Genomic DNA, 25,935 nt, shown 5'->3' with positions numbered 1-25,935 from the left:
GAGCCGGCATGAGCAGCCTCCCCGTACCCGTATCGCTCGACAGCACCCTCCGCCATCTCGGCAGCGCCGACCCGCGGCGGCCGTTCCTGATCGACGCCCGCGAGCCGGAGCGTCCGCTGGAATACACCTGGGGCGACGCCGACCGCCAGGTCGACGCCCTCGCCGAGCAGATCGCCGAGCATGCCTGCCGCAGCGTCGGCGTGCTGCTCGACAACAGCTACCGCAACCTCTGCCTGATCTATGCGGTCATGCGCGCGGGCAAGCATCTGGTGCTGATCGATCCCGAGTGGGGGGAGGCCGCGAAGCAGGCCATCGTCGACGAGATGCGCCTGGACGCGCTGGCCAGCGAAGACCCGCTCGAGGGCGCGCTGGCCGGGCTGCGCCTGGCGCTGGATTTCGAGCGCCGCGCGACGCGCCGGCTCGACCGCGCCGCGCACAGCCACATGATCCTGTTCACCTCGGGCACCACCGGCCAGCCGAAAGGCATCGAACTCAGCCAGCAGGCCATGCTCCATGCCTACCGCATCGGCCGCGACTGCCTGGGCATCGGCGAGCACACGCGCTCCGGTTGCTTCTACCGGATCAGCGGCCTGGGCATCCTCGGCATCAATTTCCTCTTCCCGCTGCTGTACGGCGGCAGCGCGGTGCTCCTGCCGCTGCACTGCTGGGCCGACAGCGAAGGCTTCTGGGAATACGTGGAACGCTTCGGCATCAGTTTCCTCTACCTGGTGCCGCCGGTGGTCAACCACATGGTCAAGGAAGGCTCCCCGCCGCCGCGCCGCTTGCCGTTGCAGCGCCTGCTCTGCGTCGCCGGCTCGGCGCGCCTGGACGCCGACCTGCAGGCGGCCTTCCAGCGCGATTACGCGGCGCTGGCGAACATCTACGGCCTCAGCGAGTGCGGCTTCGCCTTCCTCTTCGGCAAGCGTCGCGGCGACGCGTTCGACAACTCGGTGGGACCGGCCGTCGGCCTGGAACTCAAGCTGACCGATCCCGATGGCCGCCCGCTGGACGGCAGCGGCGAACGCGGGCGCCTGTGGGTGCGCACGCCGAGCCTGTTCTCCGGCTACGTCAACCGCCCCGACCTGACCGCCCAGGTGCTCGAGGACGGCTGGCTGAACACCCAGGACCTCGCCTACTTCGACGAGGACCGCTGCGTGCACGTCCTCGGTCGTTGCGACGGTACCATCAACAAGGGTGGCAATCTGTTCCACCTGAATGAATGCGAACGGGCGCTCAACGGCCTGGACGAGGTGATCGACGTCTGCTGCCTGAAGGTCGATTGCCCGCTCTATGGCGAAGACTATGTCGCCGTGATCCACACCGCGCCGCAGGTCGCGTTCGCCTTCCTGCCCTGGCTCCAGCAGCAGCTCGGCACCCTCCGCGCGCCGCAGCGCGTGGTGCTGTCGCACCAGGCCCTGCCGCTGAATGGCGCTGGCAAGCACGACCGCCGTGCGCTCGCCGCCCTGCTGCAACGGGAAGCCTCGTGATGTGCGGCATCCTCGGTTACGTCGGCACCGGTTTCAGTGTCTCGCGCTTCGCCGGAGCGCTACGCCTGCTGGCCCATCGCGGCCCGTTCGGCGAGGGCATCGCGGCCCTGCCGAACGGCGCCATCGGCATGACCCGCCTGCCGATGTCCGGCGCCGCGGCGGTACCGCTGCCGCCGCAGGAGGGCCAGCGGCGGGTCGCCTACAACGGCGAGGTCTACCAGGCCGGCTGCGAAATCCATGGCGAGATCCGCCTGCTGCTCGACGGCTTGCAGCGCGGGGTACTGCCGGACGGCATGTACGCCCTCGCCAGCTGGGACCCGCAGACCCGGCAATTGACCCTGCTGCGCGACGAGTTCGGCATCAAGCCGCTGTACTACAGCTACCAGCCCGAGCGCGGCCTGCTGGCCTTCGCCTCCGAGCCGAGGGCACTGCTGCACCTGCTCGGCGGCGCCCGCGCCGACGCCGAGGCGATCGCCCAGGTGGTCGCCGCCGGCGTGCCGCTGGAAGGCCAGACCCTGTTCCAGCAGATCCGCCTGCTGCTGCCCGGCGAGGTGTTGCGCTTCGATCTCTCCCAGGAGCGTCCGCGCCTCTGCCAGCGCCAGCGGCTGGCCACTGCCCCGGCCAGCGAGGCGGACAGCCTCGACGAGCAGCTCGGCGAAACCCTCGAACGCTGCCGCCAGACCTTCCGCCCCTGTGCCCTGCTGGTCAGCGGCGGGGTCGATTCCAACCTGCTCGGCAGCTACCTGGACCCGCAGTTGCAGCGCTTTCACCTGTGCCTGGAAGGCGACGAGGAAAGCCTGCTGCCACACCCTCGGCTGCAACGCTTCGAGCTGCGCCAGGAAGCCTTCATGCCGCTGCTGCGTCGCGCGGTCGGCAACTTCGGCGGGGCGACACGGATGTCCAGCCTGCTGATGTACCAGCGCCTGGCCGACGGTATCGGCGAGCAGGGCTATCACTGCGTGCTTCTCGGCGAAGGCGCCGACGAACTGTTCTGGGGCTACCCGCGCCATCTCGAACTCTGGCGCCGGCGCGACGCACCGGAACCGCGGCGCTTCGCCGCCGCCTGGTTCGGCGAGTACCGGCGCAAGGCCGCGCTGCTGGCGGAGCCGGCGGGCCGACGGGTCGCCGAGCGGATCGAGGAACTCGCCCACGAGGCCCTCGGCCAGGGCCTCGAGGCGGCGATCGGCCAGTTCGACCTGCACTACTCGCTGGAGCCGCTGCTGCGCCGCGCCGACCATCTGCTGATGTCGCGCACCATCGAAGCGCGCACCCCCTACCTGCACGGTGCCCTGGCGCAGCGCGCCGGGCGCCTCCAGCGAATCGTCGGCGATACCGCCAAGGCACCGCTGGTGGCGCTCCTGGAGCAGCGCGAGAAACGCTGGCAGGCGCAGCCGAAACGGCATTTCCGCCTGCCGTTCGAACGTTGGCCGCAGGCCCTCGGGGAAATGCGCCGGCACCTCGCCGAACGCCTGCCGGCACTCCACGACCTCGGACTGGAAGGCCTGGACGCACCGAGCATCGAGGCGCTGCCCGGCGACCAGTTGTTCACCCTCACCACCCTGTCGCTCTGGCAGCAGGAATACGGAGCCTCGCTATGACAACCATCCATCGTCGCCCCGCACCCTGGCGGGGCAACACGGTGTTCTCCGCTTCGGCCGCCTTCGCCGCCGGCCTGGAAACACTGTTCGCGCGCCTGCTGGAGCGGCGTTCCGCGGATAGCGCGGAGGCTCTCCTGCGCCAGCGCCTGCACCACGAACTGGAGCACGGCAGCGGCGTGCTGCTGCACGATTCCGCGCTGCTGCGCGGGCTCGCCGAGGACGAGTTCCAGCGGGTATTCCGCGCATTCTGCCAATGGCTTGGACGCACCGTGGCGATCAACCGCAACGGCGAGTACCTCAAGGAGGTGCGCGACCTCGGCTTGCGCGACGCCCGCGATGCGCCGCAGCGCGGCCACCTGACCAGCCAGGAACTGGCCTTCCACTCCGATCGCGCCGACCTCACGGTGCTCGCCTGCTGGTCGCCGGCGCGCCGGGGTGGCGCCTTTCGCATACGTTCCTCGGCCGACGTCCTCGCCACCCTGGAAGCCGCCAACCCGGCCTGGCTGCCCCTGCTCGGCCAGCCGATCCCCCACGACCTGCGCGACGAAGGCGACGCCGACTACGCGCTGGTGCCGCTGCTCACGGAAACCCCGCGGACCTTCGTCTTGCGCTACATCCGCAAGTTCAACGAATCGGTGACGCGCCACGGGCTAAGCCTCGCCCCGCAGGTGCGAAGCATGCTCGACGGCCTGGACGAGGCGATCGAACGCGCCGACGGCTATGCCGAACTGGACTTCAGCAAGGGCATGCTGGTGCTGGTGAACAACCACACCACCCTGCACGCGCGCACCGAGTTCAGCGACGACGAGCGGCAGCGCCGCTGCCTGCTGCGCTGCTGGCTGAGCAGCGAGTTCACCCGCGAACTGCCGGAAAGCTTCCTGCCGCTGTTCCACCAGGTAGCCGCCGGCAGCCTGCGCGGCGGCATCCGTCCCCTCGCCCAGGAGCCCCGCCCGTGAGCGACAACATCTTCAGCGTGCAACGCTTCCGTGCCCTGCCGACGGAAATCCACGTGATGCTCGTCGGTACGCTGCTCACCCGCGGCGCCTACTTCATGGTCTGGCCGTTCCTGGCACTGCTGCTGTGGCGCGAGTTCCGGCTGTCCGCCAGCGCCATCGGCCTGCTGCTGGCGCTGGCGACTGTCTGCGGCGCGCTCAGCGGCATCTATACCGGCTGGCTGTCGGACCGTTTCGGGCGCAAGCGCCTGATCTTCTTCGGCACCAGCCTCAGCGGGCTTTCCTTCGTGCTGCTGGGCTTCAGCGGCCAGCCGCTGTCCTACGGGCTGGCGATCTCCGGGGTGAGCATCGGCTGCGCCCTGCTCGAATCCAGTTGCAAGGCGCTGATCGGCGACCGCGTCGAGGATCGCCGCTCGCGGGAACTGGCGCTCTACTGCCGGTACTTCCTGATCAACCTCGGCGCCGCCCTCGGCCCGCTGATCGGCCTGACCCTCGGCGTCGCCGCCCAGGCCGGCACCTTCCTGGTCACTGCGCTGGTCTACTTCTGCTACGGCCTGCTGCTCTGGCGCCTGCTGCACCACCTCGAACCGAAGCGGCGCAGCCTTGCCCCGCGAGCCTCGACGGGGTTCCTCGAAGCCTGCCTGAGCATGGCCCGGCATCGCGCCTTCACCCTGCTGTTGCTGTGCAACATGCTGGCCGCGCTGATCTACGCCACCTTCGATTCGACCCTGGTGCAGTACCTCACCCGCAGCGGTCTGCCCGACGTGGTCAACAGCATCGCCCTGCTGGTGACCATCAACGCGCTGACCATAGTGGTCGCCCAGTTTCCCCTCCTCCGCCTGCTGGAAAACACCGGCACCGGCGGCCGCCTGGTGCTCGGCATGCTGCTCATGCTCCTGGCCCAGCTAGGCTTCGCCTGGACCCCGGTGACCCTGTTCGCCGGCCTGGCGCTGGCCACGGTGGTGCTCAGCCTCGGCGAACTGATCGTGTTCCCGACCTTCAGCGTGGAGGTCGACCAACTGACCCCCGACGACCTGCGCGGCAGCTATTTCGGCGCGGCCAATCTCTACAGCCTCGGCACCGCGCTGGCGCCGCTGTACGGCGGGATCATGCTCGACCATGCCGGCAGCCAGGCGCTGTACCTCGGCCTGGCCGCGCTGTGCGGGGTGATCATGCTGCTGCAGGTCGGCGCGGTCGGCCTGCGCCAGGCCGAGCGGGCCGGCGGATGAGCGGCGCGCTGCTGGTCTCGGGATTTTTCCTGCGCCGCTCCGCCTGGTCCGTGGAAGGCGCCGGCTGGCGAAGCTGCGACCATCTGCGCGACGCGCCCGGATGCGACCTGGCGCATTGGCTGGACCAGGCCGCCGCCACGCTGGCCGGCGAGGAGCGGGTGATACTCTGCGGCCACAGCTTCGGCGGCTACCTGGCGCAATGCCTGGCGGCCCGCCTGGGCGAGCGCGCCGCGCACCTGTACCTGTTCAGCGCGCTGGTCAGCGAGGGCGGCGGCGCGTTGGAAAGCTACCAGGACAGCGGCCAGGACAATCTCCTCGGGCTGTGCCGCCTCGATCCGCTCGGAGGGCGGGTCCGCCTGGAGGACCGCGCCGGCTTCCTCGAACTGCTCGGCGCCGAGGTGCCGACCAGCGCCAGCGAACCCGCGCAATTGCTGGTCGACCCACCGCCGCAGGTTCGTCCGGCCTGCCCGGTCACCTACGTGGTGGCGGCCGCCGACCGGCTCAGCCCACCGTCGCTGCAACGCACCTTCGCCCGTCGCCTGGACGCGCGGGTGCGGGAATACCCGGGTGGGCACCTCGCCGCACTGGCGGACCCGCGCTTCCTTCACGCCCTGATCGAATCTAATAATTAGATAGATAAAGCCGAAAATACGCGCTTTTTTATCGTAACAATCTGACGGATGATGACCCCATCAACCGCCCGCACCCTCGCGCAAACGAGCGGCGACGGGCCCAATGGAGATCCGATCATGATCGAACGTCGTCCCTTCGACCGTCTGGGCCACGCCAACCACGGCTGGCTGAACGCGCGTCATCATTTTTCCTTCGCCGACTACTATGACCCGGAGCGCGAGGACTGGGGCCGCCTGCGGGTCTGGAACGATGACGAGATCGCCGCCGGCAGCGGCTTCCCGCCGCACCCGCACCGCGACATGGAGATCATTACGTATGTCCGCGAAGGCGCGATCACCCACCAGGACAGCCTGGGCAACAAGGGCCGCACCGAGGCCGGCGACGTGCAGGTGATGAGCGCCGGTACCGGCATCGTCCATTCGGAGTACAACCTGGAAGCCGAGACCACCCGGATCTTCCAGATCTGGATCATCCCGGACCGCCGCGGCGACCAGCCGCGCTGGGGCTCCAAACCGTTCCCGAAGGCCGAGCGCGACGGTCGTTTCGTCACTCTCGCCAGCGGCGACGAGCATGACAGCGAAGCGCTGCACATCCGCGCCGACGCCGAGGTCGCCGCGGTGACCCTGAAGGCCGGCCAGAGCGCCGAGTACGCCCTGGAAAACGGTCGCCGCGCCTACCTGGTGCCGGCCACCGGCAGCATCGAGGTCAACGGCGTGCGCGCCGAGGCCCGCGATGGCCTGGCGGTACGCGACGAGCCGACCCTGAAGGTCACCGCCCTGGAAGACAGCGAAGTGCTGCTGGTGGAAGTGGCCTGACCCGACAGCCCCTCGCCCCCACGGGCGAGGGGCTGCTTTCGTTTCGCCCCAGCCCAGGGCCCCTCTCTCGACGCAGCGGCGTTATCCGCCGCAACGCCTCCGGCCCGGCCGACTTGGTTCTTCCCAGCTTCACGCTTCGCGCTCACACTACCCGCAGAAGAATTCGAGAGGCTCCGCCATGCGTGAACTGCAACCCCTGCTGGAAAACCACGGGCTGCTCCTGCTGTTCCTCAACGTGCTCTGCGAACAGGCCGGGCTGCCGATCCCCGCCTACCCGGCGCTGATCGTCGCCGGCGCGCTGGCCATGCAGGGCGTCGGCGCGCCGCTGGGCGTGGTCCTGCTGGTAGTGGTGCTCGCCTGCCTGCTGGCGGACGTCGCCTGGTACCTGGCCGGGCGCCGCTACGGCGGCTTCCTCCTGCGCAGCATCTGCAAGGTCTCGCTGTCCCAGGACAGTTGCATCCGCCAGAGCCAGAACATGTACCTGCGGGTCGGTCCGAGGGCGCTGCTGATGTCGAAGTTCCTGCCCGGCGCCAGTGCGTTGTCCACCACCCTGGCCGGCATGACCCGCACCCGCCTGCGCCGCTTCCTCGCCTACGACGCCGCCGGCTCGGCACTCTGGGCCGGTTCCGCGCTGCTGCTGGGGGTGATCTTCAGCGATGCGGTGGACCACCTGCTGGCCCTGCTCAGCGACTACGCGGCCATCGGCGCGCTGCTGATCGCCGGGGCCTTCGCCGCCTTCATCGCCTGGAAGCTCTGGCAGCGCCAGCGCCTGCTGTCGCGCAGCCGGCGGATTCCGCGAATCAGCGTGGAGGAACTGGAAAACCTTCGCGAACAGGGGCAATTGCCGGTGATCCTCGATGTCCGCGCCCACCACGAGGACGAGCCGAGCGGCATTCCGGGAGCCATCCCGGTGGAACTGAACGTGTCGCTGAAGGACCTGCCCGGCGACCTCAGGGACGCCAGCATCGTCATCTATTGCGCCTGTCCCCACGAACTTTCCGCCGCGATGCTCGCCCAGCGCCTCAACGCCTCCGGCTTCACCCGCACCTGGGCGCTGGCCGGCGGCCTGGACGCCTGGCGCAAGGCCTACGGGCAGGTCGTGGCGAACGCCTGAGCGACGCCCACCGGGTTCAGCCCAGCGCCTGCACCGCCGCGCCGTCGGCTTGCCGCTGCGGCGCCGGCGAGGAGAACACCAGGTAGCCGTCCTCGACCTTGCCGTAGCGCAGCAGCGCCAGGTCGAGGACGTAGTTCTGGTAAAGCTTCCAGGGCATCCGGTCGCCCTGCTTGGGCATGCGCTCGGCGGCGCGCTGGATGTAGCCGGAGTCTAGGTTGAGGAAGGGCTCCTCGCGCACGTCGCCGGTGCTGTCGCGGGCGGTCACCTGGCGCATGCCGGTGGCGTCCATGTGATTGATCAGGCGGCAGAAGTATTCGCTGGAGAGGTCCGCCTTGAGCGTCCAGCTGGCGTTGGTATAGCCGACCACCGCCGCCAGGTTCGGCAGGTCGCGCAGCATGATGCCGCGATAGCCCATGCTCCGGTTGACCTGGAACGGCTTGCCGTCGACCGCCAGCTCGGCGCCGCCGAACATCACCAGGTCGAGACCGGTGGCGGTAACGATGATGTCCGCCTCCAGCACCTCGCCGGTCTTCAGGCGAATGCCCCGGTCGACGAAGCGGTCGATGTGCTCGGTGACCACCGACGCCTTGCCCTTGCGCAGCACCTTGAACAGGTCGCCGTCCGGCACCGCGCAGACCCGCTCGTCCCAAGGCTTGTAGCGCGGGCTGAAGTGACGCATGTCGAAGCGCTTGCCCAGTTGCAGGCTGGCCAGCTTGAGCAGGGCCCTGCGGACCAGGCCGGGGAAGGTCCTGGCGAGCATGAAGAAGGCCATCTGCATCGCCACGTTGCGCGCCCGCGCCTGGCGGTAGACCCAGGTCTCCGGAAGGAAGCGGCGGAGGAAACTGGAGATCGCATCCTTCTGCGGCAGGGTGATCACGTAGGACGGCGAGCGCTGCAACATGGTGACGTGGGCGGCCTTGTCGGTCAGCGACGGCACCAGGGTCACGGCGGTCGCGCCGCTACCGATCACCACCACCCTCTTGCCGCTGTAGTCGAGGTCCTCGGGCCACAGCTGCGGATGGACGACCTGCCCGGCGAAGTCCTCGCGACCGACGAATTCCGGGGTATAGCCGGCTTCGTAGCGGTAGTAGCCGGTGCACATCAGCAGGAACTGCGCGGTCATGCGCAGCGGCTCGGGCTCGTCGCCGCGCTGCACGTCGAGGTTCCAGCGCGCATTGGCGGAATCCCAGTCGGCCCTGAGCACCCGGTGGCGGTAGCGGATCTTCCGGTCGATGCCGTTCTCCCGCGCGGTCTCCTCGATGTAGCGGCGGATCGACGGACCGTCGGCGATGGCCTTGGGATCGCTCCATGGCTTGAAGTTGTAGCCGAGGGTGAACATGTCCGAGTCGGAACGGATGCCGGGGTAGCGGAACAGGTCCCAGGTACCGCCCATCGCCGCACGCCCTTCGAGCAGGGCGAAGCTCTTGCCGGGGCAATGCTTCATCAGGTGGTAGGCGGCGCCGACGCCGGACAGTCCGGCGCCGACGATGAGTACGTCCAGGTGTTCGACAGGCATAAGGTTCCTCGATCGGCGCAAGCGTCCAGCCGTCTGCTGGGCTGATGCCCTCCACCCTACAGAGGGGACGCCGCGCGGGTATCCCAACCTTCGTACTGCGATATCCGGAGAGTATGGACCCAGGCGTGGGAATTACCCATGCCGGCGTACCGGCATGGGTCGGGCGCTAGGATGCGCGAGAAGGTTTCTCCGGGGTCTCCGCCGCTACCGCGCCGCGGTCTTCCAACTGGTCGCTCTGGAACAGCGTCTCCAGCTCGACCCGCGCCTCGCGAGCGCTTTTGATCAGCGCGTCGCGGTCGTTGTAGAACAGGTGCTGGGAGGCCAGGACCTCTTCGTCGTGCCGACGGAAACGACGGATCCGCGCGTCCGCCTGTTCCTCGCTCAGCCCCAGGCCGCAGAGCACCATGCGGCTCATCTCCAGGCTGGAGAAGAAGGTCTCGCGCACCGGCTCGACCCCGGCGTCCAGCAGCAGGTGGACGTGCTGGCGGTTACGCGCGCGGGCGATGATCTTCAGGTGCGGGTACAGCTTGCGCACGCGCCTGGCCGTCTCGATGTTGGTCTCCGGGTCGTCGGTGGCGATGACGAAGAACTCGGCCTTCTCTACCTGGGCCGCGCGAAGGATCTCCGGGCGCATCGGGTCGCCGTAGAAGATCGGGATCGCGCCGAGGGTACGGGTCAGCTCGATGGTCTCCACCGAGGTGTCCAGGGCGATGAACGGCACGCGCTGGGCGCGCAGCACGCGAGCGACGATCTGGCCCATGCGACCGACCCCGGCGATCACCACGCGCGGGGTGTCGTCGTTGTCGATGCGTTCCATTTCCGGCGGCGGCTTCGTCGCTTCCGGCTCCCTCGCCAGCAGGCGCGCGAGGCCGAGTACCAGCAACGGAGTCAGGGCCATCGACAGGGTGATGGAAAGCACCAGCAGGTTGTGCAGGTCGTTCTGGAACAGGCCCTGGTCGCGGGCCATCTTGAACACGACGAAGGCGAACTCGCCGCCGGCCGCCAGGACCACGCCCAGGCGCAGCGCCGAGGCCTTGTCGAGGCCGCCGGAAATGCGCCCGACGAAGTACAGCACCGGCGCCTTCAGGGCGATCAGCAGCACGGTCAGGCCGAGCACCATCCACGGCGACTTGAGCAGCAGGCTGATGTCCGCGCTCATGCCCACGCTGATGAAGAACAGGCCGAGCAACAGGCCCTTGAACGGCTCGATCTGCGCCTCCAGTTCGTGGCGGTACTCCGAGTCTGCCAGCAGCAGGCCGGCGAGGAAGGCACCGAGGGCCATGGACACGCCGGCCAGCTCCATCAGCAGCGCGGTACCCATCACCACCAGCAGCGCGGTGGCGGTGGACATGTCCTGCAGCTTGGTCTGGGCGACGATGCGGAACACCGGGCGCAGCAGGTAGCGGCCGCCGACCACCACCGCGGCGATGCTGCCGACCACCTTGAGGGTCTGGGTCAGTTCGCTGCCGCCGGCGTCGCTGTGCGCACCGCTGAGCAGCGGGATCATGGCGATCAGCGGGATCGCCGCGATGTCCTGGAACAGCAGGATGGCGAAGGCCAGGCGGCCATGGGGCTGGGTCAGTTCCTTGCGCTCGGCGAGGATCTGCAGGCCGAAGGCGGTGGACGACAGCGCCAGGCCCAGGCCGAGCACCACCGCGCTGTTCACCGGCTGGTCGAAGCCGACCAGAGCCACGGTGCCGATCACCAGGCCGGTCAGCAGCACCTGCAGCAGGCCGACGCCGAACACCGACTTGCGCATCACCCACAGGCGCCGCGGCGACAGCTCCAGGCCGATGATGAACAGCAGCAGCACCACGCCCATCTCGGAGATCTGCGCGACGCTTTCCGGGTTGTCCACCAGGCCCAGCACGCTGGGACCGATCAGCACCCCGGCCAGCAGGTAGCCGAGCACCGCGCCCAGTTGCAGGCGCTTGGCCAGCGGCACCATGAACACCGCCGCGATCAGGAAGACCACGCCGGACTGGAGAAAACTGCTTCCGTGTTCCACGCTCAACTCCCGCTGGCGGCGCTGGCGCCGAACCGGTCGCGGATGGTGGCGATGGTCTCCACATCCATGGCGATATAGGCCTGCTTGACGAAGGCGTCGTAGGGCAGTTCGTCGCCCAGCGGCTGCAGGTAGCGGGTGCAGTAGGCGAAACGCACGAACAGCGAGCCGGGCTCCGGCTCCTCGATGGTCATGTCGAGGCTGCCGCCGGCCACCTCGGCGCTCGGCTTGATGCTGTAGTGGGCACTGTCCGGCGCCTTCAGCACGACTTCGTCCTCGACCACCAGACCCGGCAGGTACAGGCGCCGATGCAGGCGGTCGCCGTCATCGACGAGGATCTCGAAACGCTCCAGGCCGACGACGAAATACTGTGGCTCGCGCGCACGGCAGACCAGGCCTTCCCAGAGTTGCAGCCGGTCGAGGACCGGCAGGTCGACAAGCGTCCGGTCGTTGACCTGGACCAAGTGTTCGAATTGCATGTGGCTCACTTCCTGTTCGGTGCATGCGATAGGCGAGTTCTGACCGGCGATGGGTGCAGAAAGTTTTCCCGCTGCCGGCGAATCGCCAGGGCGCAGGTCCGCAACGATCGCCGACAGGCATTCGAGGACGCCGCCGGGGCACCCGACGGCACATCGACCTCACTCGGCGTCGATCTTCCAGGGAATCGGCGGAGCGCTCAAGCGCGGCCCTTCCAGGGCGTCGAGCCGGCCGAAGCGGGGATCCCCCTCCTCCCAGGCCTTCTGCGCCCGGGCGATCTCGCCCTTGCTGTGGCCGACGAAGTTCCACCACATGAAGATCTCCGCGCCGAACGGTGCGCCACCGAGCAACAGCACCCGCGCGCCAGGGTCGAGTTGCAGTTGCAGGCCGTCGCGGCCGTCGCCCAGGTAGGCCAGTTCGTTCACCGCGAAATGCTCGCCGCCCACTTCCAACCCGCCTTCCAGCGGCAGCAGGCCGTACTCGAAGTGCGGGTCGAGCGTCAGTTGCAGGGTCGAGGCGTCGTGGCAGGCCAGGTCGGCACCGAGCAGCGGCGAGTAGAGCCGGCACGGCGCCTGCCGACCGTCCAGAGCGCCGGCCAGCAGGGTGAAGGTGACCCCCTGCTCCTGCCAGCGCGGCAGGTCGGGATGATGGTCGAAGGCCGGGGCGATGTCGCGCTGCTCGTAGGGGAGCGCGATCCACAACTGCGCGGCGTGGGCGTGGCGCTCGTCGGGCAGCGACTCCTCGGTGTGGGCGATGCCATGGCCGGCGGTCATCAGGTTGACCTGGCCGGGGCGGATCACCTGGACGTTGCCCAGGCTGTCGCGGTGCAACGCCTCGCCCTGGATCATCCAGGTAAAGGTCTGCAGGCCGATGTGCGGGTGCGGGCCCACGGCCAGGCCGCCGCCGGGTTCGAATTCGGCGGGACCGGCATGGTCGAGGAAGCACCAGGCACCGATCATCCGCCGCTGGCGCGACGGCATCAGCCGACTGACGGTGATCCCGCCGCCGATTTCCGCGGCACGCGCGGTGACTCGTTGCAGCAGGTGCTCGCGGCGCTCCGGACAGTCCCACGAGGAGGACAGGTCGCAACGCTCTTCGGTATTGCTCATGTTCAGGCTCTCCGGTGACGAGGCATTCAACCGCGCAGGCGGCGCACCCACAGTTGCAGGGCCTGCAACTGCTGCTGGATCAGTTCGCGCGCCTTGTCGTCGAGCAGCCGGCCCTGGGCGTCGAAGGCGTTCTGCGCGCTGGAGATCATCACTTCCGGCTTGTTCAGCGGATGAACGTCGAGGAACACCAGCGTCTGGCGCAAGTGATACTGCGCCCGCGCGGTGCCGAAACGCCCGGCGCTGGCGCCGAGGATCGCCGCCGGCTTGCCGGAGAACGGTTGCTCCGGCGGCCGCGAGGCCCAGTCGATGGCATTCTTCAGCACCCCGGACATCGAATAGTTGTATTCCGGGGTGGCGAACAGCAGCGCGTCCGCCGCGCGGATCTGCTCGCGGAAGCGTTCCACCGCGGGCGGAAAGCCGAGGGCGTAGACGTCCTCGTTGTACAGCGGGATGCCGGAGATGTCCGCCAGCTCGATGCTCATGCCCGGCGGGACCAGACCGATCGCTTCCTGCAGCGCCGCGCTGTTGTAGGAGCCGCTGCGCAGGCTGCCGGAAATGCCCAATACCTTGATGTCGTCGCTCATGCCGTGCTCCTCGTTGTGCGTGCGGGTTCAGTCGCGTAGCTGGCTGCTGACGCTGACCTCTCCGGAGAGTACACGATGGATCGGGCAGGCATTGGCGATCTCCAGCAGACGTTGGCGCTGCTCGGCGTCGAGATCGCCGGCCAGGCCGATGTCGCGGCGGATATGGGTGAAGGGCTCCGGCTTGGTGCGTTCCTCGACGATGTTCAGTTGCACGTCGATACCCTCCAGCGGCCACTCCTTGCGCTGCGCGTACATCGCCACGGTGATCGCCGTGCAGGCGCCCAGCGCCGAGAGCAGGATCTCGTGCGGCGAGGGGCCGCTGTCGGCGCCGCCGAGGGCGGCCGGCACGTCGCTCAGCCACTGGTGGCTGTCGTCGCCGAGGGTCACGCGGTAAGGGGTGGCGCCGAGGGAAGCGTTGACGACCTGGGTAGCCATGGGGTTTCTCCTGTGCATGGGGGGCGTGCCGGAACCTCGGGTTCCGGCGAAGCGGCGTTCCGATGAAAACACCTGGACGGAAAACGACACAAGGCACCCGATGGTCGGAGTGCCTTGTGTCCGGGACAGCGGCGAAGCCGGCTTACTTCTTCGTGCCGAAGCTCTGGATCAGGTTGGCGTACGCCGGCAGGTGGCCGCCGAGGATGGCGCCGAAGCCTTCGATGTCGTTGCGCCAGTCGCGGTGCAGTTCGCAGCCGACGCTGAACCAGTTCATCAGTTGCGCGCCGGCGGCGGTCATGCGCGCCCAGGCGGCGTCGCGCACCACCGGGTTGAAGGTGCCGGAGGCGTCGGTGACGACGAATACGTCAAATCCCTCCTCCAGCGCCGAGAGGGTCGGGAAGGCTACGCAGACATCGGTCACCACGCCGGCGATGATCAGTTGCTTCTTGCCGGTGGCCTTGACCGCCTTGACGAAGTCCTCGTTGTCCCAGGCGTTGATGTTGCCGGGGCGGGCGATGTACGGGGCCTGCGGAAACATTTCCTTGAGTTCCGGCACCAGCGGGCCGTTGGGGCCGTCCTCGAAGCTGGTGGTGAGGATGGTCGGCAGGTTGAAGAACCTGGCGATGTCGGCCAATGCCAGGACGTTGTTCTTGAACTCGTCCGGGCTGAAATCGCGGACCAGGGAGAGCAGGCCTGCCTGGTGGTCGACGAACAGCACTGCCGCATCGTTCTTGTCGAGTCGCTTGTAGGTGAAGGACATGGTATTTCTCCGGTCTCGGGCGGCGTCCGTCGCCGCGCGGTGTGAATCGAAGCACCTCGGGTGAGGCATGCATGGGCGGCTTCGGCAGCCGGCCGCCTATCAAGAGTAGTGCCGGCGACGCCCATTTACCGCCCGGCAAAATACGAAAACGGTGTTCTTCGTCCGCGAACACCGCGTGCGCGCAGGCGCGCTACGCTTGCCCTGCGGTTGCCGCCGCAGTGCGCTCGGCACGTCTCGCCCCTTACCTGGAGTTCGCCAGCATGCGACAGTCTGCCTCCCGATTGTTTCGAGATTAATCCATGAGCCTGCGCCTCGAAGACATACAGGCCTTCCTCAACGTGGTCGAGCTGGGCAGCATCAGCGCCGCCGCCGAACGCATGAGCCTGTCCAAGTCCGTGATCAGCAAACGCGTCAGCGACCTGGAGCGTCACCTCGGCGTACGCCTGCTCTACCGCTCGACGCGCAACGTCGAGCCGACCGAAGCCGGCGGCTTCTTCTACAAGTCGGCCAAGGCTTCGGTGCAGGACCTGAACAACGCCGCCGAAACCGTGGCGCTACGCGAGAACGATCTGTGCGGGGAGCTGCGGGTGATGGCGCCGATGAGCTTCGGCACGCTCTGGCTGGGCCCGCTGGTGATGGAGTTCATGGCGCGCAACCCGCGCCTGGAAGTGGTCCTGCAACTGGACGACCGGATCGTCGACTTCGAGAAGGAAGGCTACGACCTGGCGATCCGCATCACCCGCCTGCAGGACAGCTCGCTGATCGCCCGCCAACTGGGCACCAGCCGCCGGGTAGTGTGCTGCAGCCCGGAATACCTGGAGCGGCACGGCCCGCTGCAACGCATCGAAGACATTCTCTGCCATCCCTGCATCGGCTACAGCCACAACACCCCCTCGCAGCTATGGAGCTTCGAGCCGCGGGTGGCCGGGGAGCCGGCGCGGATGATCACCCCGCGCGGACGCTTCAACACCAACAACGGCCAGACCATGCGCGACGCCGCGGTGCGCGGCCTGGGCCTGGCGATGTTGCCGCTGTTCATCGCCGCCGAGGACCTGGCCGCCGGCCGGCTGGTCGAGGCCCTGCCGCAGGAGCGGCCGCTGGACGACCTGATCTACGCCATGTATTCGCGGGCGGCGACCCTCTCGCCGAAGGTCAAGCTGTTCGTCCAGTTTCTCCAGCAGGCCCTGGGCAGCCCGCCGTGGGGCATACGCTGAGCCTCGCTCAGCGCTTGCGGCAGACGCTCAGCCCGTCGCCGATCGGCAGCAGCGAATAGTCGACCCGCGCGTCGCTCTTCAGCGTCAGGTTGAGCTGCTGGATACCGCGGGTATCCGCACTCTTCGGCTGCGCTTCGAGCACCCGGCCGCTCCACAGGACGTTGTCGAAAAGCACCAGCCCACCCTGGCGCACCAGCGCCAGCGCGGCCTCCAGGTATTCGGGGTAGTTGGCCTTGTCGGCGTCGATGAAGGCCAGGTCGAATTGCCCGGCCAGGCCTTCGTCGAGCAGCGCACGCAGGGTTTCCAGGGCGGGCCCGAGGCGCAGCTCGATGCGCTCCTCGACAGCGGCTTCGCGCCAGTAGCGGCGCGCAGTCAGGTGGTAGTCGCCGGGCAAGTCGCAACAGGTAAGACGCCCTTGCTCGCCAAGGGCGGTAGCCATGCACAGGGCGCTGTAGCCGGTGAAGGTGCCGACCTCCAGCGCCCGCCGCGCGCCGATCAGGGTAAGCAGCAAGGCGATGAACTGGCCCTGCTCGGGGGCGATCTGCCAGCGAGCATTGGGTAGCTTCGCGGTTTCCTCGCGCAGGCGGGTCATCAGCGGGGTTTCCCGCAGCGAAACGTCCAGCAGGTAGCGGTAGAGGTTGTCGTCGAGATTGAGGGTGCGGGTGGTCATGGCCCCGGACCTCCCCGCCTCAGGGCACCCGCGCCAACGGCGACGGTGCGACCAGCACGCGCTTGGCGTCCAGGTACGCGCGTTGCCAGTAGCTGTTCTGCAGGCTGTCCAGGCGCACCGTGCCGCCGGTGCGCGGCGCATGCACGAAGCGACCCTCGCCGACGTAGATGCCGGCATGGCTCACGGTGCGTCCACCGGAGGTGGCGAAGAACACCAGGTCGCCGGTCTGCAGGGCCTGCACCGGCACGCTGGGCGCGCGCATGGAAATCATCTCGCGGGTCGAGCGCGGCAGCTTGATGCCGGTCATGTCGCGGTAGACGAAGTTGATCAGGCCGCTGCAATCGAAGCCCGAATCGGGCGTGTTGCCGCCCCAGCGGTAGGGCGTGCCGACCAGGCCGAGGGCACGGAACAGCACATCGTCGGCGGCGGGCGAGAAATTCGTCGCTGGACGGAATACGACCTGTTTGGCGGGCGCGGGGGGCGGCGCTTTGCTGGCGCAGGCGGTGAGCAGCGCAGCAAAGGCGAGGATCGAGAATCGGGCCAGTGCATGCATAGTGGAAGCCTTCCTGGTGAGGAATGCTTCCACTTTGCTACGACAAGGAGTTAAACGCAATACTTAAAGTAAAACTTTAAGTTTAGCGCTTGCTCGTCAGGGCGTCCTTGTAGCCGGGCTCGAGCACCCGCTTGGCTTCCATGTAGCTCAGGCTCCAGTAGCTGGAGTCCAGGCTGTCCACCCGCACCCCGCCGCCACGGCGGCTGGCGGAATGGATGAACTGGCCATCGCCGATGTAGATGCCGGCGTGGCTGACGCGACCACGGCCACGGTTGTTGAAGAACAGCAGGTCGCCCGGCTGCAACTCGTCCTTGGAGACCAGCGGCACGTCCATATCGATGAGTTCGCGGGTGGAGCGCGGCAGCTTGATGCCGGCCTCCTCGCGGAACAGGTAGCCGACGAAGCCGCTGCAATCGAAGCCTTTCGCCGTCGTACCGCCGAAACGGTACGGCGTACCGATCAGTTCGAAAGCGCGCTCGAGGATGCTGGACGCCAGCGCAGGCGTACCAGCCGATGAATTGTCCGCCCCTTCGTCCTCAACATCCTGCCAAGCGATCGCGTCGCGTTCGACGTCGATGCTGCTCTTGGCTGCGGTCGGCTCTTTGGCGACCTGCGGCTCCGGCGAATGGCTGGCGCAAGCGGCCAGCAGCAGAACGAAACTCATGGGCACGAGGGGTGCTAAGCGTTTAAGCATGGGCACGACCGTGTCTCATTAGTTTTACTAGCGGGCTAATTTGCCTTCTCGATCAATCCTATGCAAGTTTTTTATCGATAAATGTGACTTACCACCTGCGGCATGATGTCTAAGGCTCGTCCTGTCATTTTCACATCGACCCGCTCGCTGAGGTCGGTCACGCCAGGATTCACCTCCACGGTGAAGCCTCCCGCCTGCCGTGTGCGCAGCACCGGTTCGACGATATAGGGGAAGCTCGCGGTGGTTCCCACCACCAGCACCGCATCGAAGCCTTTGCGCAATTCGCGGTACAGGGTGTCGATCGCCTCTTCCGGCAACATTTCCTCGAACAGCACCACCGGCGGCCGCAGCACGCCGCCGCAGGCCGCGCAGCGCGGCGGTAACTGGCCGTGCAGATGCTCCTCCAGGCCACCGCTCTCGGCGCCGCAGGACTGGCAGTAGAGCGGCGCCAGTTCGCCATGGATCTCGATCAGCCGCTCGGCCGGCGAGCCGGCCTGGCGATGGAAGCCGTCGATGTTCTGGGTCAGCACCCAGCATTCCGGCTTGCGCTTCTGCAACTCGGCAATGGCTTCGTGGCCGGCGTTGGGTCGGGCCGCCAGGCAAGCCTTGCCGAGTTCCGCGAGGTACTTCCAGCACAGCGCCGGATCGCGCCGCAGCATCGGTCCGGAAAGTGCCGCCTCGATCGGCAGGCCCTCTTCCGTGCGACCGTTGTAGAGACCGCCGAGGCCGCGATAGGTGGGCATACCGGAGTCCGCGGAGAGGCCGGCGCCAGTGATGACCAGGATGCGTTCGGCACGCCGCAGGGCCTGGGCGACGGTGGCGATCGGGCTGTGGCTGTCCATGGTTGGCTCCTGTCAGGCTGGCGGATCGAGGGAAGCCGGCAAGCCGAGCCGGCGCATGCGCCCGAGCAGGGTCGTGCGCGGTATCCGCAACCGGGCGGCGGCCCGGGAGAGATTGCCGCGCGCCTGGCGCAAGGCGTCTTCTATCAGGTTGCGCTCCTGTTGCGCCAGCGCCTCGCGCAGGCCTCCGACCGCCGCGCTGTTCATCGAGCGCGCGGCCTCGCCGCCCACGGCCTCTGCGCCGTCGTCGGCGAACGCCACCTCATCCAGCAGTGCACCGCCCTCCCCGTGCAGCAACAGGCTGCGCCGGATCACGTTTTCCAGTTGCCGGACGTTGCCCGGCCAGTCGCAGGCCAGCAACTGCGCCAGCGCCCGCTCGCCAAGAGCGGTGACACGCGGGTTGAGGCTGCGCGCATCGCGACGGACGAACGCCCGTGCCAGCAGTTCCACATCGCCGGGGCGCTCGCGCAGCGGCGGGATGCACAGGCTGCCCACGTCCAGGCGGTAGTACAGGTCCTCGCGCAGGCGTCCCTCGGCGATCGCCTGGCGCGGCGGCTGGTTGCTCGCCGCGATCAGTCGTACATCGGCCCGCTGCGGGCTCAGGCTGCCCAGAGGCAGGTAGCTGCCGTCCTGCAAGACCCGCAGCAGCTTGCTCTGCATGGCCATCGGCATGGAATTGATCTCGTCGAGGAACAAGCTGCCGCCCTGCGCCAGGGCGAACATGCCCTTGCGGTTCTCGGCGCCGGTGAAAGCGCCGCGGGTGGTGCCGAACAGGGTACTTTCCAGCAGCGTCTCGGGAATCGCCGCGCAGTTCAGGCTGATCATCGGACCGCTGCGTCGCGGGCTCAGGGCATGGGCGCGACGGGCGAACAGTTCCTTGCCGGTGCCGGTCTCGCCATGGATCAGCAGCGGCAGGTCGGTGGCCGCAAAGACGTCCAGGCGCTGCAACTGCCGCAGCAGGCTCGGCGCCACGCTCAGGATGTTCGGGCAATCCGCCAGGCCTGCGGTCTCTTCGGTCTCGGCGACGACTTCGCCGAGCTCCATCGCGCCGAGCAGGCAACCGTCGCGCCCGCGCAGCGGGATCGCCCGGTGGCGATACTGCAACAGCTCGCCGCCGGCCCCCACGTAGGCCTGCAGCGTATCGATCGACGGCCGACCTTCGGCCAGGCAACGCAGCAGCGTGCTTTGCTCGGCCGCCAGCCAGGGGGCGCTCTGCAACAGGTGCATGCCCAGCGCCCGCTGCGGGTCGAGACCATCGAGCAGGCCGCTGGCACGGTTGTAGTAGACGAAGCGACCGGAGGGATCGACCACCGTGACCGGTTGCCGCAGGCCGTCGAAAATCGGCGCCAGGCAGTCCACCAACCAGGCCAGTTCACCGCTTCGCGCGGAAATCGTCGGCTCCTCGACAAGCGCCATGCTCTCCCCCTCGGTTTCCCGGATGTCGAAGTCTCGTCAGTTGTCCAATCTTCGACGCAGCGCGACCGAGCATCCTTGGCGTGGATCAACCAAGCCCTCGGAAAACCAGGAAAATCCTCCAATTTATCAAGGATTTCCAAGGCAATTCCCGGGCGTTGGCTGGCGCGTGGCTTGCAACGACCTCGTCGTCCCCACACGAGGAAAATCGTCATGTTCAAGCACATCATCGCTCGCACGCCCGCTCGCAGCCTGGTCGACGGCCTGACCTCCAGCCACCTCGGCAAGCCGGACTACGCCAAGGCCCTCGAGCAGCACAATGCCTACATCCGCGCCTTGCAGACCTGCGACGTGGACATCACCCTGCTACCGCCGGACGAACGCTTCCCCGACTCGGTGTTCGTCGAGGATCCGGTGCTCTGCACCTCGCACTGCGCCATCATCACCCGCCCCGGCGCCGAATCGCGGCGCGGCGAGACCGAGATCATCGAGGAAACCGTGCAGCGCTTCTATCCAGGCAAGGTCGAGCGCATCGAGGCCCCCGGCACGGTGGAAGCCGGCGACATCATGATGGTCGGCGACCACTTCTACATCGGCGAATCGGCCCGCACCAACGCCGAGGGCGCCCGGCAGATGATCGCGATCCTGGAAAAACATGGTCTCGGCGGCTCGGTGGTGCGCCTGGAAAAGGTCCTGCACCTGAAGACCGGGCTCGCCTATCTGGAACACAACAACCTGCTGGCCGCCGGCGAGTTCGTCAGCAAGCCGGAGTTCCAGGACTTCAACATCATCGAGATCCCCGAAGAGGAGTCCTACGCCGCCAACTGCATCTGGGTCAACGAAAGGGTGATCATGCCCGCCGGCTATCCCCGGACCCGCGAGAAGATCGCCCGCCTCGGCTACCGGGTGATCGAGGTGGACACCTCCGAATACCGCAAGATCGACGGCGGCGTCAGTTGCATGTCGCTGCGCTTCTGAACCATGCCGCGGCGGACCGACCCGCCGCCACCCGCCGTCGCACCCCGGCGCAGGCTCCGCCTGCGTCGGGCGCGACATACCGGATGCAGTTTCGGAGGTGCCACATGGCCGATTCGGACAAGGGAAAACTGGGGCTGCCGGCGCTGACCGCGCTGGTGGTGGGCGGCATCATCGGCAGCGGCATCTTCAGCCTGCCGCAGAACATGGCCGAAGGCGCAGGCGCCGGCGCGATCCTGATCGCCTGGGCGATCACCTTCGTCGGCATGCTGACCCTGACGCGGATATTCCAGTGGCTGTCGACCACCCGCCCCGAACTGGACGACGGCGTCTACGGCTACGCCCGCGAAGGCTTCGGCGAATACCTGGGGTTCAACGCCGCCTGGGGCTACTGGATTTCCGCCTGGGTCGGCAACGCCGGCTACCTGGTGGTGCTGTTCAGCGCCCTCGGCTCGTTCGGCGCGCTGGCCTTCTTCGGCGACGGAACCACCTGGCCGGCGCTGCTCGGCGAATTGACGGTGCTCTGGCTGATGCATGCCTTCGTCCTCCACGGCGTGCACAACGCGGCGATCACCAACGCCATCGTGACCCTCGCCAAGGTGGTGCCGATCGCCCTGTTCATCCTCTGCGTAGCCCTGGCCTTCCGCATCGAGACCTTTCACCTGGACTTCTGGGGCAGCCCGGCACTGGGCAGCGTCACCCGCCAGGTGGAAACCACCATGCTCTACACCGTCTGGGTATTCCTCGGCATCGAGAGCGCCACGGTCTATGCCAGCCACGCGCGGCACGCGGCCGATGTCAGCCGCGCAACCCTGCTCGGCTTCGTGGTCACCCTGCTGTTGCTGGTCTGCGTCTCGGTGCTGTCGCTGGGCGTGGTGCCGCAGCACGAACTGGCGCAGATGAAGAACCCCTCGATGGCCCAGGTGATGGCCGCGGCGGTGGGCCCCTGGGGCGCCACGCTGATCAACGTCGGGCTGATCGTCTCGGTCGGCGGCGCGCTGCTGGCCTGGACCATGCTCGCGGTGGAAATGCTCTACCTGGCCAGCCGTGGCCCAACGCACACCGCGCCGGCACTGTTCGGCCGCACCAATGCGGTGGAAACCCCGGCACCGGCACTGTGGCTGACCAGCACGCTGATCTCTGCGCTGCTGCTGGTGGCCTTCCTCAACGCCTCGGGCTACAACGCGCTGATCCAGTTGGCCACCTCGATGGCGCTGATCCCCTACCTGCTCTGCGCCGGCTTCTGCCTGAAGCTGGTGGCGCGCCGCCCGCACTCGGGCGCGATGCTGGCGCTGGCGCTGTTGGGGACGCTCTACGGGGTCTGGCTGATCTACGCCGCCGGGCTGAAATACCTGCTGCTGTCGATGATCCTCTACGCGCCGGGCCTCGGCTTCTTCCTGCATGCCCGTCGCCAGCGCGGCCTGCCGGCGTTCGGCAATCGCGCCGAAGGCAACGTCGCGGCGCTGGTGCTGGCCCTCGCGCTGGCGGCGCTATGGATGATCGGCAGCGGTCGGCTGAGCCTCTAGCTCAATGATTGACCGTATGTGCCAGCATCACCGACAGCTGGCACAGCGGCCGGCCGCTCTCCTCGCGCCACTGGTTGAAGGCTCCCTGGACGGCCGCCAGGTCCTTGAGGCTGGTGGGCGGCTTGTCGATGATTTCCTGGGCCTTCAGCGCGGCGACCATGTCGTCGCTGGGAATGAAGGTGTCCTTGCCGGCCATCCGCAGGAAACGCGGCGCCGACAAGCCGCCGAGCTGGTTGCCGCGCTTGGTCAGCAGCTTCCACAGGCCGACGATGTCGGTTTCCGGCCAATCCGCGAGGAGGTTGCCGAAGCTGCCATGTTCGCGGGCCAGGTCGAGCACCATCTGCGCATTGCGCGGCACGCTCTTGAGCTTGCCCAGGTGGCGGATCAGGCGGGCGTCCTGCATCAGCCGCTCGATATGCTCGGCGCTCATGAGCACGACCTTCTGCGGATCGAAGCCGAAGAACACTTCCTCGAAAGCCGGCCACTTGGCGTCCACCAGGCTGTGCTTGAGACCGGCGCGGAAGATCCGCAGGCTGATCAGCGACAGGTAGCGGTCGTCACCCACCGCGCGCAGTTCGGCGGCGCTCTTCGGCTGCGGCAGGCGCGCTTCCAGCGCCTCCCTGGAGCCGAAGCGGTTCAGGCAGTATTCGTACATCCAGGCGTAGTCGCGCATCGGGAATCCTTGCAGACCGGAGAGAAGAACTGACCGACGGCGCGGCTCAGAGGTTCATCACGTCGAGGAAGCGCGGCGCGGCGTTCTCGTCGATGCGCAGGTTGGCGAAGTCGAACAGGTTGCGGTCGGCCAGTTGCGACGGCACCACGTTCTGCAGGGCGCGGAACATGATTTCGGTACGCCCCGGCGACTTGCGTTCCCATTCCAGCAGCATTTCCTTGACCACCTGGCGCTGCAGGTTCTCCTGCGAACCGCAGAGGTTGCAGGGGATGATCGGGAACTCCTTGAGCCGGGAATAGGCCTCGATGTCCTTCTCGCTGCAATAGGCCAGCGGCCGGATCACCACGTTGCGCCCGTCGTCGGCCAACAGCTTCGGCGGCATGGCCTTCAGGGTGCCGCCGTAGAACATGTTGAGGAAGAAGGTCTCGAGGATGTCGTCGCGATGGTGACCGAGGGCCATCTTGGTCGCGCCGATCTCGTCGGCGAAGGTGTACAGCGTGCCGCGGCGCAGGCGCGAGCACAGCGAGCAGGTGGTCTTGCCTTCCGGGATCTTCTCCTTGACCACCGAGTAGGTGTCCTTCTCGACGATGTGGTACTCCACGCCGATCGACTTCAGGTACTCCGGCAGGACGTGCTCGGGAAAACCGGGCTGCTTCTGGTCCATGTTCACCGCGACGATCTCGAAGCGGATTGGCGCGACCTTCTGCAGGTAGAGCAGGATGTCGAGCATGGTGTAGCTGTCCTTGCCACCGGACAGGCAGACCATGACCTTGTCGCCATCCTCGATCATGTTGAAGTCGGTGATGGCCTCGCCGGCCAGGCGGCGCAGGCGCTTCTGCAGTTTGTTCTGATTGACCGAAAGGGTGCCCATGGTGCTCTGGAATCCGGGTATACGGGGAGAAAAGCCGACTATTTTACGTACAATTTGCAAAACCCGGATAATCTCATGTAAGCCATTGGTCCAAAAGGGATAATTTCGATCGTTCCGATAGCGGCCCCCTGGCGGATCGCGCCCGCATGCCCCAGGTCCTCGGCGCCCAATACGCATGGCGCACGGCCGTGTTCGGCGAGGGCCGCCCGAGAATCGCTCTTCAGCCAGCGGCGCTCCCTCACGACAGCAAGAGCTGGCGGCGCATCGCGGTCTCCCGCGGCACGCGCCCTGGCGACCACGCACCGGGCCAGCCCGCCCTGGCCTTGCGGCCGGGCCGGGCCTGGGCCTGAGCGATCAACGCCCAAGACAGCAGCCACCTCAGGAAGTAGCCAGGCGCTGGCCAGCCCGGGAAGAGCGGAGAACTTTCCTAAGTTTTTTAGGAAAAATCCTAACCGCAATCCCTCACCTATAAGAGCTTTCAGACTTTTCGTAAGATTTCGAATTCAACGACTTCCGAAGCCTTCCAGGCCGAAAGATACCGGCAGAACCTGGATTTTATTTCTTGCTCAGGCACTTCTTATGAAGAACCTCTTGAAGCCATTGTTGTTCCTGGCTGTAGCGATTCACGCCGGGCCCGCCCTCTCCAATACCTGTGCCTGGAACGGGGCAGCTCCAGCAGCTTCCTATGCAGTGCCCCCGCTTCCATCGTCCCTGAACCTCAACAAGGTTGCGATTGGCGGGGTTCTTGCGAAATCCACCCTTTATGTGAGCGCGATAAAGGCAAGCTTCTCGTGCCAGAGAGGCGCGAAAGGTACTTTGACCGCGAAGGTGGACAATTTCCCTTATGAAAATGGAAATATCTTCGCAACCAATGTGGAAGGCGTGGGGATTCGTATAGGTATAGGCATAGGCACCAGCATCAGCAGTGCCGAATGGTATGCGCCCCATGAAGCAATTTGGCCTTCTGGTGGCATCATCTACAACGTGCAGAACGTTCTGCATATCGAGTTCGTTCGGACAGGAATGGCGGTAGGCTCCGGAGACGTCCCGCTGTCCTTCACCGCAACCACAACGTACGGGAACCTGGCACCAATCGAGTTTCGTTATGCGGCCCGCACCACCAAGCTCGTGAATAAAGTATTCATCGAGAGCTGCCAGCCCACCAGGAAAGTAGTCGATGTCCCCCTGGGCAAGGTACCCGCCTCCCAGGTCCGCCGGAATGACGCGCTCTGGAGCGAGTTCTCCGTAGACATCCAGTGTAAAAGCGAGGAGTTCACGCAGAAGCCGCCGGTAAAAGCCTATTTCGAAGGCAATGTATCGGGCGGATTGCTGGCCCTCTCCGGCACTGGCGATCCTGAGGTCGCATCGGGAGTAGGCATACAGCTGACCGACGAACAAGGAAAAGCGCTTCCCTTTGCCCGGGCAAATGCAATGGCGTTGCCATGGATACGCAGGGATCCCACGGCGGAGGTCTATAAGCTCTCTGGAAAAGCGCGCTATGCGGCAAACGGTTCTGAAATCAAACCCGGCAAGGCGGACGCGACACTGACCTATGTGCTCGAATACAACTGATACGCAGAGCCAGTTCGAGCGAGCACTCAAGAGAAAGACCAAGGCGCGCGGCCAGCGCCCCCGGCCACGGCCCACTCGCCAATGTCGATGACGAAGGGAATACCGTACGCGACGGCCTGCCGAGCGCTCGCAAGCTCGCACCCGCCGCGCGACCGGGTCGGCAGTTTCTCCCAGGAAACGACACCGCCCCGGCCTCTCGGATCGGTCAATGCTAGTCTTG

The 25,935-nt window shown here is 67.0% G+C and carries 25 protein-coding genes; 11 read left to right on the top strand and 14 right to left on the bottom strand.

All coding sequences use genetic code 11. The features are described 5' to 3' along the window. The first annotated feature begins 8 nt into the window (after positions 1-8). The 7 genes from HMPREF2886_RS29510 to HMPREF2886_RS29480 all read left to right on the top strand — a co-directional run bounded on the left by HMPREF2886_RS29510 (position 9) and on the right by HMPREF2886_RS29480 (position 7,829). The gene (locus tag HMPREF2886_RS29510; protein WP_033969186.1) at positions 9-1,487 is read left to right on the top strand and encodes a long-chain fatty acid--CoA ligase; all 1,479 of its coding nucleotides are present in this window, start codon (positions 9-11) and stop codon (positions 1,485-1,487) included. Continuing rightward, positions 1,487-3,085 (top strand): asparagine synthetase B family protein, encoded by a 1,599-nt coding sequence (locus tag HMPREF2886_RS29505; RefSeq protein ID WP_039027939.1) that lies wholly within the window; start codon positions 1,487-1,489, stop codon positions 3,083-3,085. Before HMPREF2886_RS29510 ends, HMPREF2886_RS29505 begins: the two co-directional genes overlap by 1 nt. Then, complete coding sequence (locus tag HMPREF2886_RS29500) at positions 3,082-4,041, top strand: clavaminate synthase family protein (RefSeq protein WP_033976723.1); 960 nt, start codon at positions 3,082-3,084, stop codon at positions 4,039-4,041. The genes HMPREF2886_RS29505 and HMPREF2886_RS29500 overlap by 4 nt, the downstream gene beginning before the upstream one ends. Beyond that, entirely contained in the window at positions 4,038-5,267 is a 1,230-nt protein-coding gene (locus HMPREF2886_RS29495; protein WP_033976722.1) for an MDR family MFS transporter, read from the top strand. Before HMPREF2886_RS29500 ends, HMPREF2886_RS29495 begins: the two co-directional genes overlap by 4 nt. Continuing rightward, the gene (locus HMPREF2886_RS29490) at positions 5,264-5,899 is read left to right on the top strand and encodes an alpha/beta fold hydrolase (protein WP_033976721.1); all 636 of its coding nucleotides are present in this window, start codon (positions 5,264-5,266) and stop codon (positions 5,897-5,899) included. The genes HMPREF2886_RS29495 and HMPREF2886_RS29490 overlap by 4 nt, the downstream gene beginning before the upstream one ends. 117 nt (positions 5,900-6,016) lie before the next feature. Further along, positions 6,017-6,715 carry a pirin family protein gene (locus tag HMPREF2886_RS29485; RefSeq protein WP_024915217.1) on the top strand — a complete coding sequence of 233 codons (699 nt, stop codon included), beginning with the start codon at positions 6,017-6,019 and terminating at the stop codon, positions 6,713-6,715. Between the two features lie 178 nt (positions 6,716-6,893). Then, positions 6,894-7,829 carry a DedA family protein/thiosulfate sulfurtransferase GlpE gene (locus HMPREF2886_RS29480; protein WP_033969198.1) on the top strand — a complete coding sequence of 312 codons (936 nt, stop codon included), beginning with the start codon at positions 6,894-6,896 and terminating at the stop codon, positions 7,827-7,829. A 16-nt stretch (positions 7,830-7,845) separates the two neighbouring features. On the opposite strand, the gene HMPREF2886_RS29475 is transcribed toward HMPREF2886_RS29480, so the two are convergent. The 7 genes from HMPREF2886_RS29475 to ycaC form a co-directional block, all read right to left on the bottom strand. After that, positions 7,846-9,345, bottom strand: a complete 1,500-nt coding sequence (locus tag HMPREF2886_RS29475) for a flavin-containing monooxygenase (RefSeq protein ID WP_033969200.1) — start codon at positions 9,343-9,345, stop codon at positions 7,846-7,848. A gap of 166 nt (positions 9,346-9,511) precedes the next feature. After that, positions 9,512-11,353, bottom strand: coding sequence for a glutathione-regulated potassium-efflux system protein KefB (gene kefB / locus HMPREF2886_RS29470; protein WP_039027938.1), 1,842 nt, complete (start codon positions 11,351-11,353; stop codon positions 9,512-9,514). A gap of 2 nt (positions 11,354-11,355) precedes the next feature. Further along, positions 11,356-11,829 (bottom strand): SRPBCC family protein, encoded by a 474-nt coding sequence (locus HMPREF2886_RS29465; protein WP_003082488.1) that lies wholly within the window; start codon positions 11,827-11,829, stop codon positions 11,356-11,358. Between the two features lie 159 nt (positions 11,830-11,988). Then, positions 11,989-12,936 carry a pirin family protein gene (locus tag HMPREF2886_RS29460; RefSeq protein ID WP_042164578.1) on the bottom strand — a complete coding sequence of 316 codons (948 nt, stop codon included), beginning with the start codon at positions 12,934-12,936 and terminating at the stop codon, positions 11,989-11,991. Between the two features lie 26 nt (positions 12,937-12,962). Next, positions 12,963-13,520 carry an NAD(P)H-dependent FMN reductase gene (locus HMPREF2886_RS29455; RefSeq protein WP_057389006.1) on the bottom strand — a complete coding sequence of 186 codons (558 nt, stop codon included), beginning with the start codon at positions 13,518-13,520 and terminating at the stop codon, positions 12,963-12,965. A 27-nt stretch (positions 13,521-13,547) separates the two neighbouring features. Then, the gene (locus tag HMPREF2886_RS29450) at positions 13,548-13,955 is read right to left on the bottom strand and encodes an OsmC family protein (RefSeq protein ID WP_033969206.1); all 408 of its coding nucleotides are present in this window, start codon (positions 13,953-13,955) and stop codon (positions 13,548-13,550) included. A gap of 142 nt (positions 13,956-14,097) precedes the next feature. Then, positions 14,098-14,715, bottom strand: coding sequence for an isochorismate family cysteine hydrolase YcaC (gene ycaC, locus HMPREF2886_RS29445; protein ID WP_003082476.1), 618 nt, complete (start codon positions 14,713-14,715; stop codon positions 14,098-14,100). Positions 14,716-15,014: 299 nt separating this feature from the next. Between ycaC and HMPREF2886_RS29440 the strand changes: the two genes are divergently transcribed. Further along, positions 15,015-15,929, top strand: coding sequence for a LysR family transcriptional regulator (locus HMPREF2886_RS29440; RefSeq protein WP_058173052.1), 915 nt, complete (start codon positions 15,015-15,017; stop codon positions 15,927-15,929). A gap of 7 nt (positions 15,930-15,936) precedes the next feature. On the opposite strand, the gene HMPREF2886_RS29435 is transcribed toward HMPREF2886_RS29440, so the two are convergent. The 5 genes from HMPREF2886_RS29435 to ddaR all read right to left on the bottom strand — a co-directional run bounded on the left by HMPREF2886_RS29435 (position 15,937) and on the right by ddaR (position 20,101). Further along, the gene (locus HMPREF2886_RS29435; protein WP_033976711.1) at positions 15,937-16,599 is read right to left on the bottom strand and encodes an O-methyltransferase; all 663 of its coding nucleotides are present in this window, start codon (positions 16,597-16,599) and stop codon (positions 15,937-15,939) included. 19 nt (positions 16,600-16,618) lie between these two features. Beyond that, positions 16,619-17,152, bottom strand: a complete 534-nt coding sequence (locus tag HMPREF2886_RS29430) for a C40 family peptidase (protein WP_003082473.1) — start codon at positions 17,150-17,152, stop codon at positions 16,619-16,621. Positions 17,153-17,234: 82 nt separating this feature from the next. Beyond that, positions 17,235-17,852, bottom strand: coding sequence for a C40 family peptidase (locus tag HMPREF2886_RS29425; protein ID WP_003082470.1), 618 nt, complete (start codon positions 17,850-17,852; stop codon positions 17,235-17,237). A gap of 65 nt (positions 17,853-17,917) precedes the next feature. Beyond that, complete coding sequence (locus HMPREF2886_RS29420; protein ID WP_033969212.1) at positions 17,918-18,688, bottom strand: NAD-dependent deacylase; 771 nt, start codon at positions 18,686-18,688, stop codon at positions 17,918-17,920. A gap of 12 nt (positions 18,689-18,700) precedes the next feature. Then, a complete protein-coding gene (gene ddaR, locus HMPREF2886_RS29415; RefSeq protein WP_033976709.1) occupies positions 18,701-20,101 on the bottom strand; it encodes a transcriptional regulator DdaR in 1,401 nt (466 codons plus the stop codon). A 210-nt stretch (positions 20,102-20,311) separates the two neighbouring features. Between ddaR and ddaH the strand changes: the two genes are divergently transcribed. Then, a complete protein-coding gene (gene ddaH / locus HMPREF2886_RS29410) occupies positions 20,312-21,076 on the top strand; it encodes a dimethylargininase (protein WP_070748901.1) in 765 nt (254 codons plus the stop codon). Positions 21,077-21,180: 104 nt separating this feature from the next. Next, positions 21,181-22,599, top strand: a complete 1,419-nt coding sequence (locus HMPREF2886_RS29405; RefSeq protein WP_070748899.1) for a basic amino acid/polyamine antiporter — start codon at positions 21,181-21,183, stop codon at positions 22,597-22,599. Between the two features lies 1 nt (position 22,600). Here HMPREF2886_RS29405 and HMPREF2886_RS29400 read toward each other — a convergent pair whose 3' ends face one another. Together HMPREF2886_RS29400 and ttcA are read right to left on the bottom strand one after the other, a co-directional pair. Then, positions 22,601-23,272 (bottom strand): DNA-3-methyladenine glycosylase I, encoded by a 672-nt coding sequence (locus HMPREF2886_RS29400; RefSeq protein ID WP_070748897.1) that lies wholly within the window; start codon positions 23,270-23,272, stop codon positions 22,601-22,603. Between the two features lie 46 nt (positions 23,273-23,318). After that, on the bottom strand, positions 23,319-24,143 hold the full coding sequence (ttcA, locus tag HMPREF2886_RS29395) for a tRNA 2-thiocytidine(32) synthetase TtcA (RefSeq protein WP_070748895.1): 825 nt from the start codon (positions 24,141-24,143) through the stop codon (positions 23,319-23,321). 579 nt (positions 24,144-24,722) lie between these two features. Between ttcA and HMPREF2886_RS34465 the strand changes: the two genes are divergently transcribed. After that, on the top strand, positions 24,723-25,715 hold the full coding sequence (locus HMPREF2886_RS34465) for a fimbrial protein (RefSeq protein WP_128688653.1): 993 nt from the start codon (positions 24,723-24,725) through the stop codon (positions 25,713-25,715). Positions 25,716-25,935: the final 220 nt, after the last annotated feature.

Origin of the sequence: Pseudomonas sp. HMSC066A08, from assembly GCF_001813025.1 — a bacterium.
Taxonomy (GTDB): domain Bacteria; phylum Pseudomonadota; class Gammaproteobacteria; order Pseudomonadales; family Pseudomonadaceae; genus Pseudomonas; species Pseudomonas aeruginosa.
The sequence above is the reverse complement of the archived record's forward strand: the minus strand, read 5'-3'. Positions and strand labels throughout refer to the sequence as shown.

What these genes read in the sequence shown, in the direction of transcription:
- HMPREF2886_RS29510 (WP_033969186.1), top strand. Translation starts at nt 9, where the DNA reads ATGAGCAGCCTCCCCGTACCCGTATCGCTCGACAGCACCCTCCGCCAT.
- HMPREF2886_RS29505 (WP_039027939.1), top strand. Translation starts at nt 1,487, where the DNA reads ATGTGCGGCATCCTCGGTTACGTCGGCACCGGTTTCAGTGTCTCGCGC.
- HMPREF2886_RS29500 (WP_033976723.1), top strand. Translation starts at nt 3,082, where the DNA reads ATGACAACCATCCATCGTCGCCCCGCACCCTGGCGGGGCAACACGGTG.
- HMPREF2886_RS29490 (WP_033976721.1), top strand. Translation starts at nt 5,264, where the DNA reads ATGAGCGGCGCGCTGCTGGTCTCGGGATTTTTCCTGCGCCGCTCCGCC.
- HMPREF2886_RS29485 (WP_024915217.1), top strand. Translation starts at nt 6,017, where the DNA reads ATGATCGAACGTCGTCCCTTCGACCGTCTGGGCCACGCCAACCACGGC.
- HMPREF2886_RS29480 (WP_033969198.1), top strand. Translation starts at nt 6,894, where the DNA reads ATGCGTGAACTGCAACCCCTGCTGGAAAACCACGGGCTGCTCCTGCTG.
- HMPREF2886_RS29475 (WP_033969200.1), bottom strand. Translation starts at nt 9,345, where the DNA reads ATGCCTGTCGAACACCTGGACGTACTCATCGTCGGCGCCGGACTGTCC.
- HMPREF2886_RS29465 (WP_003082488.1), bottom strand. Translation starts at nt 11,829, where the DNA reads ATGCAATTCGAACACTTGGTCCAGGTCAACGACCGGACGCTTGTCGAC.
- HMPREF2886_RS29460 (WP_042164578.1), bottom strand. Translation starts at nt 12,936, where the DNA reads ATGAGCAATACCGAAGAGCGTTGCGACCTGTCCTCCTCGTGGGACTGT.
- HMPREF2886_RS29455 (WP_057389006.1), bottom strand. Translation starts at nt 13,520, where the DNA reads ATGAGCGACGACATCAAGGTATTGGGCATTTCCGGCAGCCTGCGCAGC.
- HMPREF2886_RS29450 (WP_033969206.1), bottom strand. Translation starts at nt 13,955, where the DNA reads ATGGCTACCCAGGTCGTCAACGCTTCCCTCGGCGCCACCCCTTACCGC.
- ycaC (WP_003082476.1), bottom strand. Translation starts at nt 14,715, where the DNA reads ATGTCCTTCACCTACAAGCGACTCGACAAGAACGATGCGGCAGTGCTG.
- HMPREF2886_RS29440 (WP_058173052.1), top strand. Translation starts at nt 15,015, where the DNA reads ATGAGCCTGCGCCTCGAAGACATACAGGCCTTCCTCAACGTGGTCGAG.
- HMPREF2886_RS29435 (WP_033976711.1), bottom strand. Translation starts at nt 16,599, where the DNA reads ATGACCACCCGCACCCTCAATCTCGACGACAACCTCTACCGCTACCTG.
- HMPREF2886_RS29430 (WP_003082473.1), bottom strand. Translation starts at nt 17,152, where the DNA reads ATGCATGCACTGGCCCGATTCTCGATCCTCGCCTTTGCTGCGCTGCTC.
- HMPREF2886_RS29420 (WP_033969212.1), bottom strand. Translation starts at nt 18,688, where the DNA reads ATGGACAGCCACAGCCCGATCGCCACCGTCGCCCAGGCCCTGCGGCGT.
- ddaR (WP_033976709.1), bottom strand. Translation starts at nt 20,101, where the DNA reads ATGGCGCTTGTCGAGGAGCCGACGATTTCCGCGCGAAGCGGTGAACTG.
- ddaH (WP_070748901.1), top strand. Translation starts at nt 20,312, where the DNA reads ATGTTCAAGCACATCATCGCTCGCACGCCCGCTCGCAGCCTGGTCGAC.
- HMPREF2886_RS29405 (WP_070748899.1), top strand. Translation starts at nt 21,181, where the DNA reads ATGGCCGATTCGGACAAGGGAAAACTGGGGCTGCCGGCGCTGACCGCG.
- HMPREF2886_RS29400 (WP_070748897.1), bottom strand. Translation starts at nt 23,272, where the DNA reads ATGCGCGACTACGCCTGGATGTACGAATACTGCCTGAACCGCTTCGGC.
- ttcA (WP_070748895.1), bottom strand. Translation starts at nt 24,143, where the DNA reads ATGGGCACCCTTTCGGTCAATCAGAACAAACTGCAGAAGCGCCTGCGC.
- HMPREF2886_RS34465 (WP_128688653.1), top strand. Translation starts at nt 24,723, where the DNA reads ATGAAGAACCTCTTGAAGCCATTGTTGTTCCTGGCTGTAGCGATTCAC.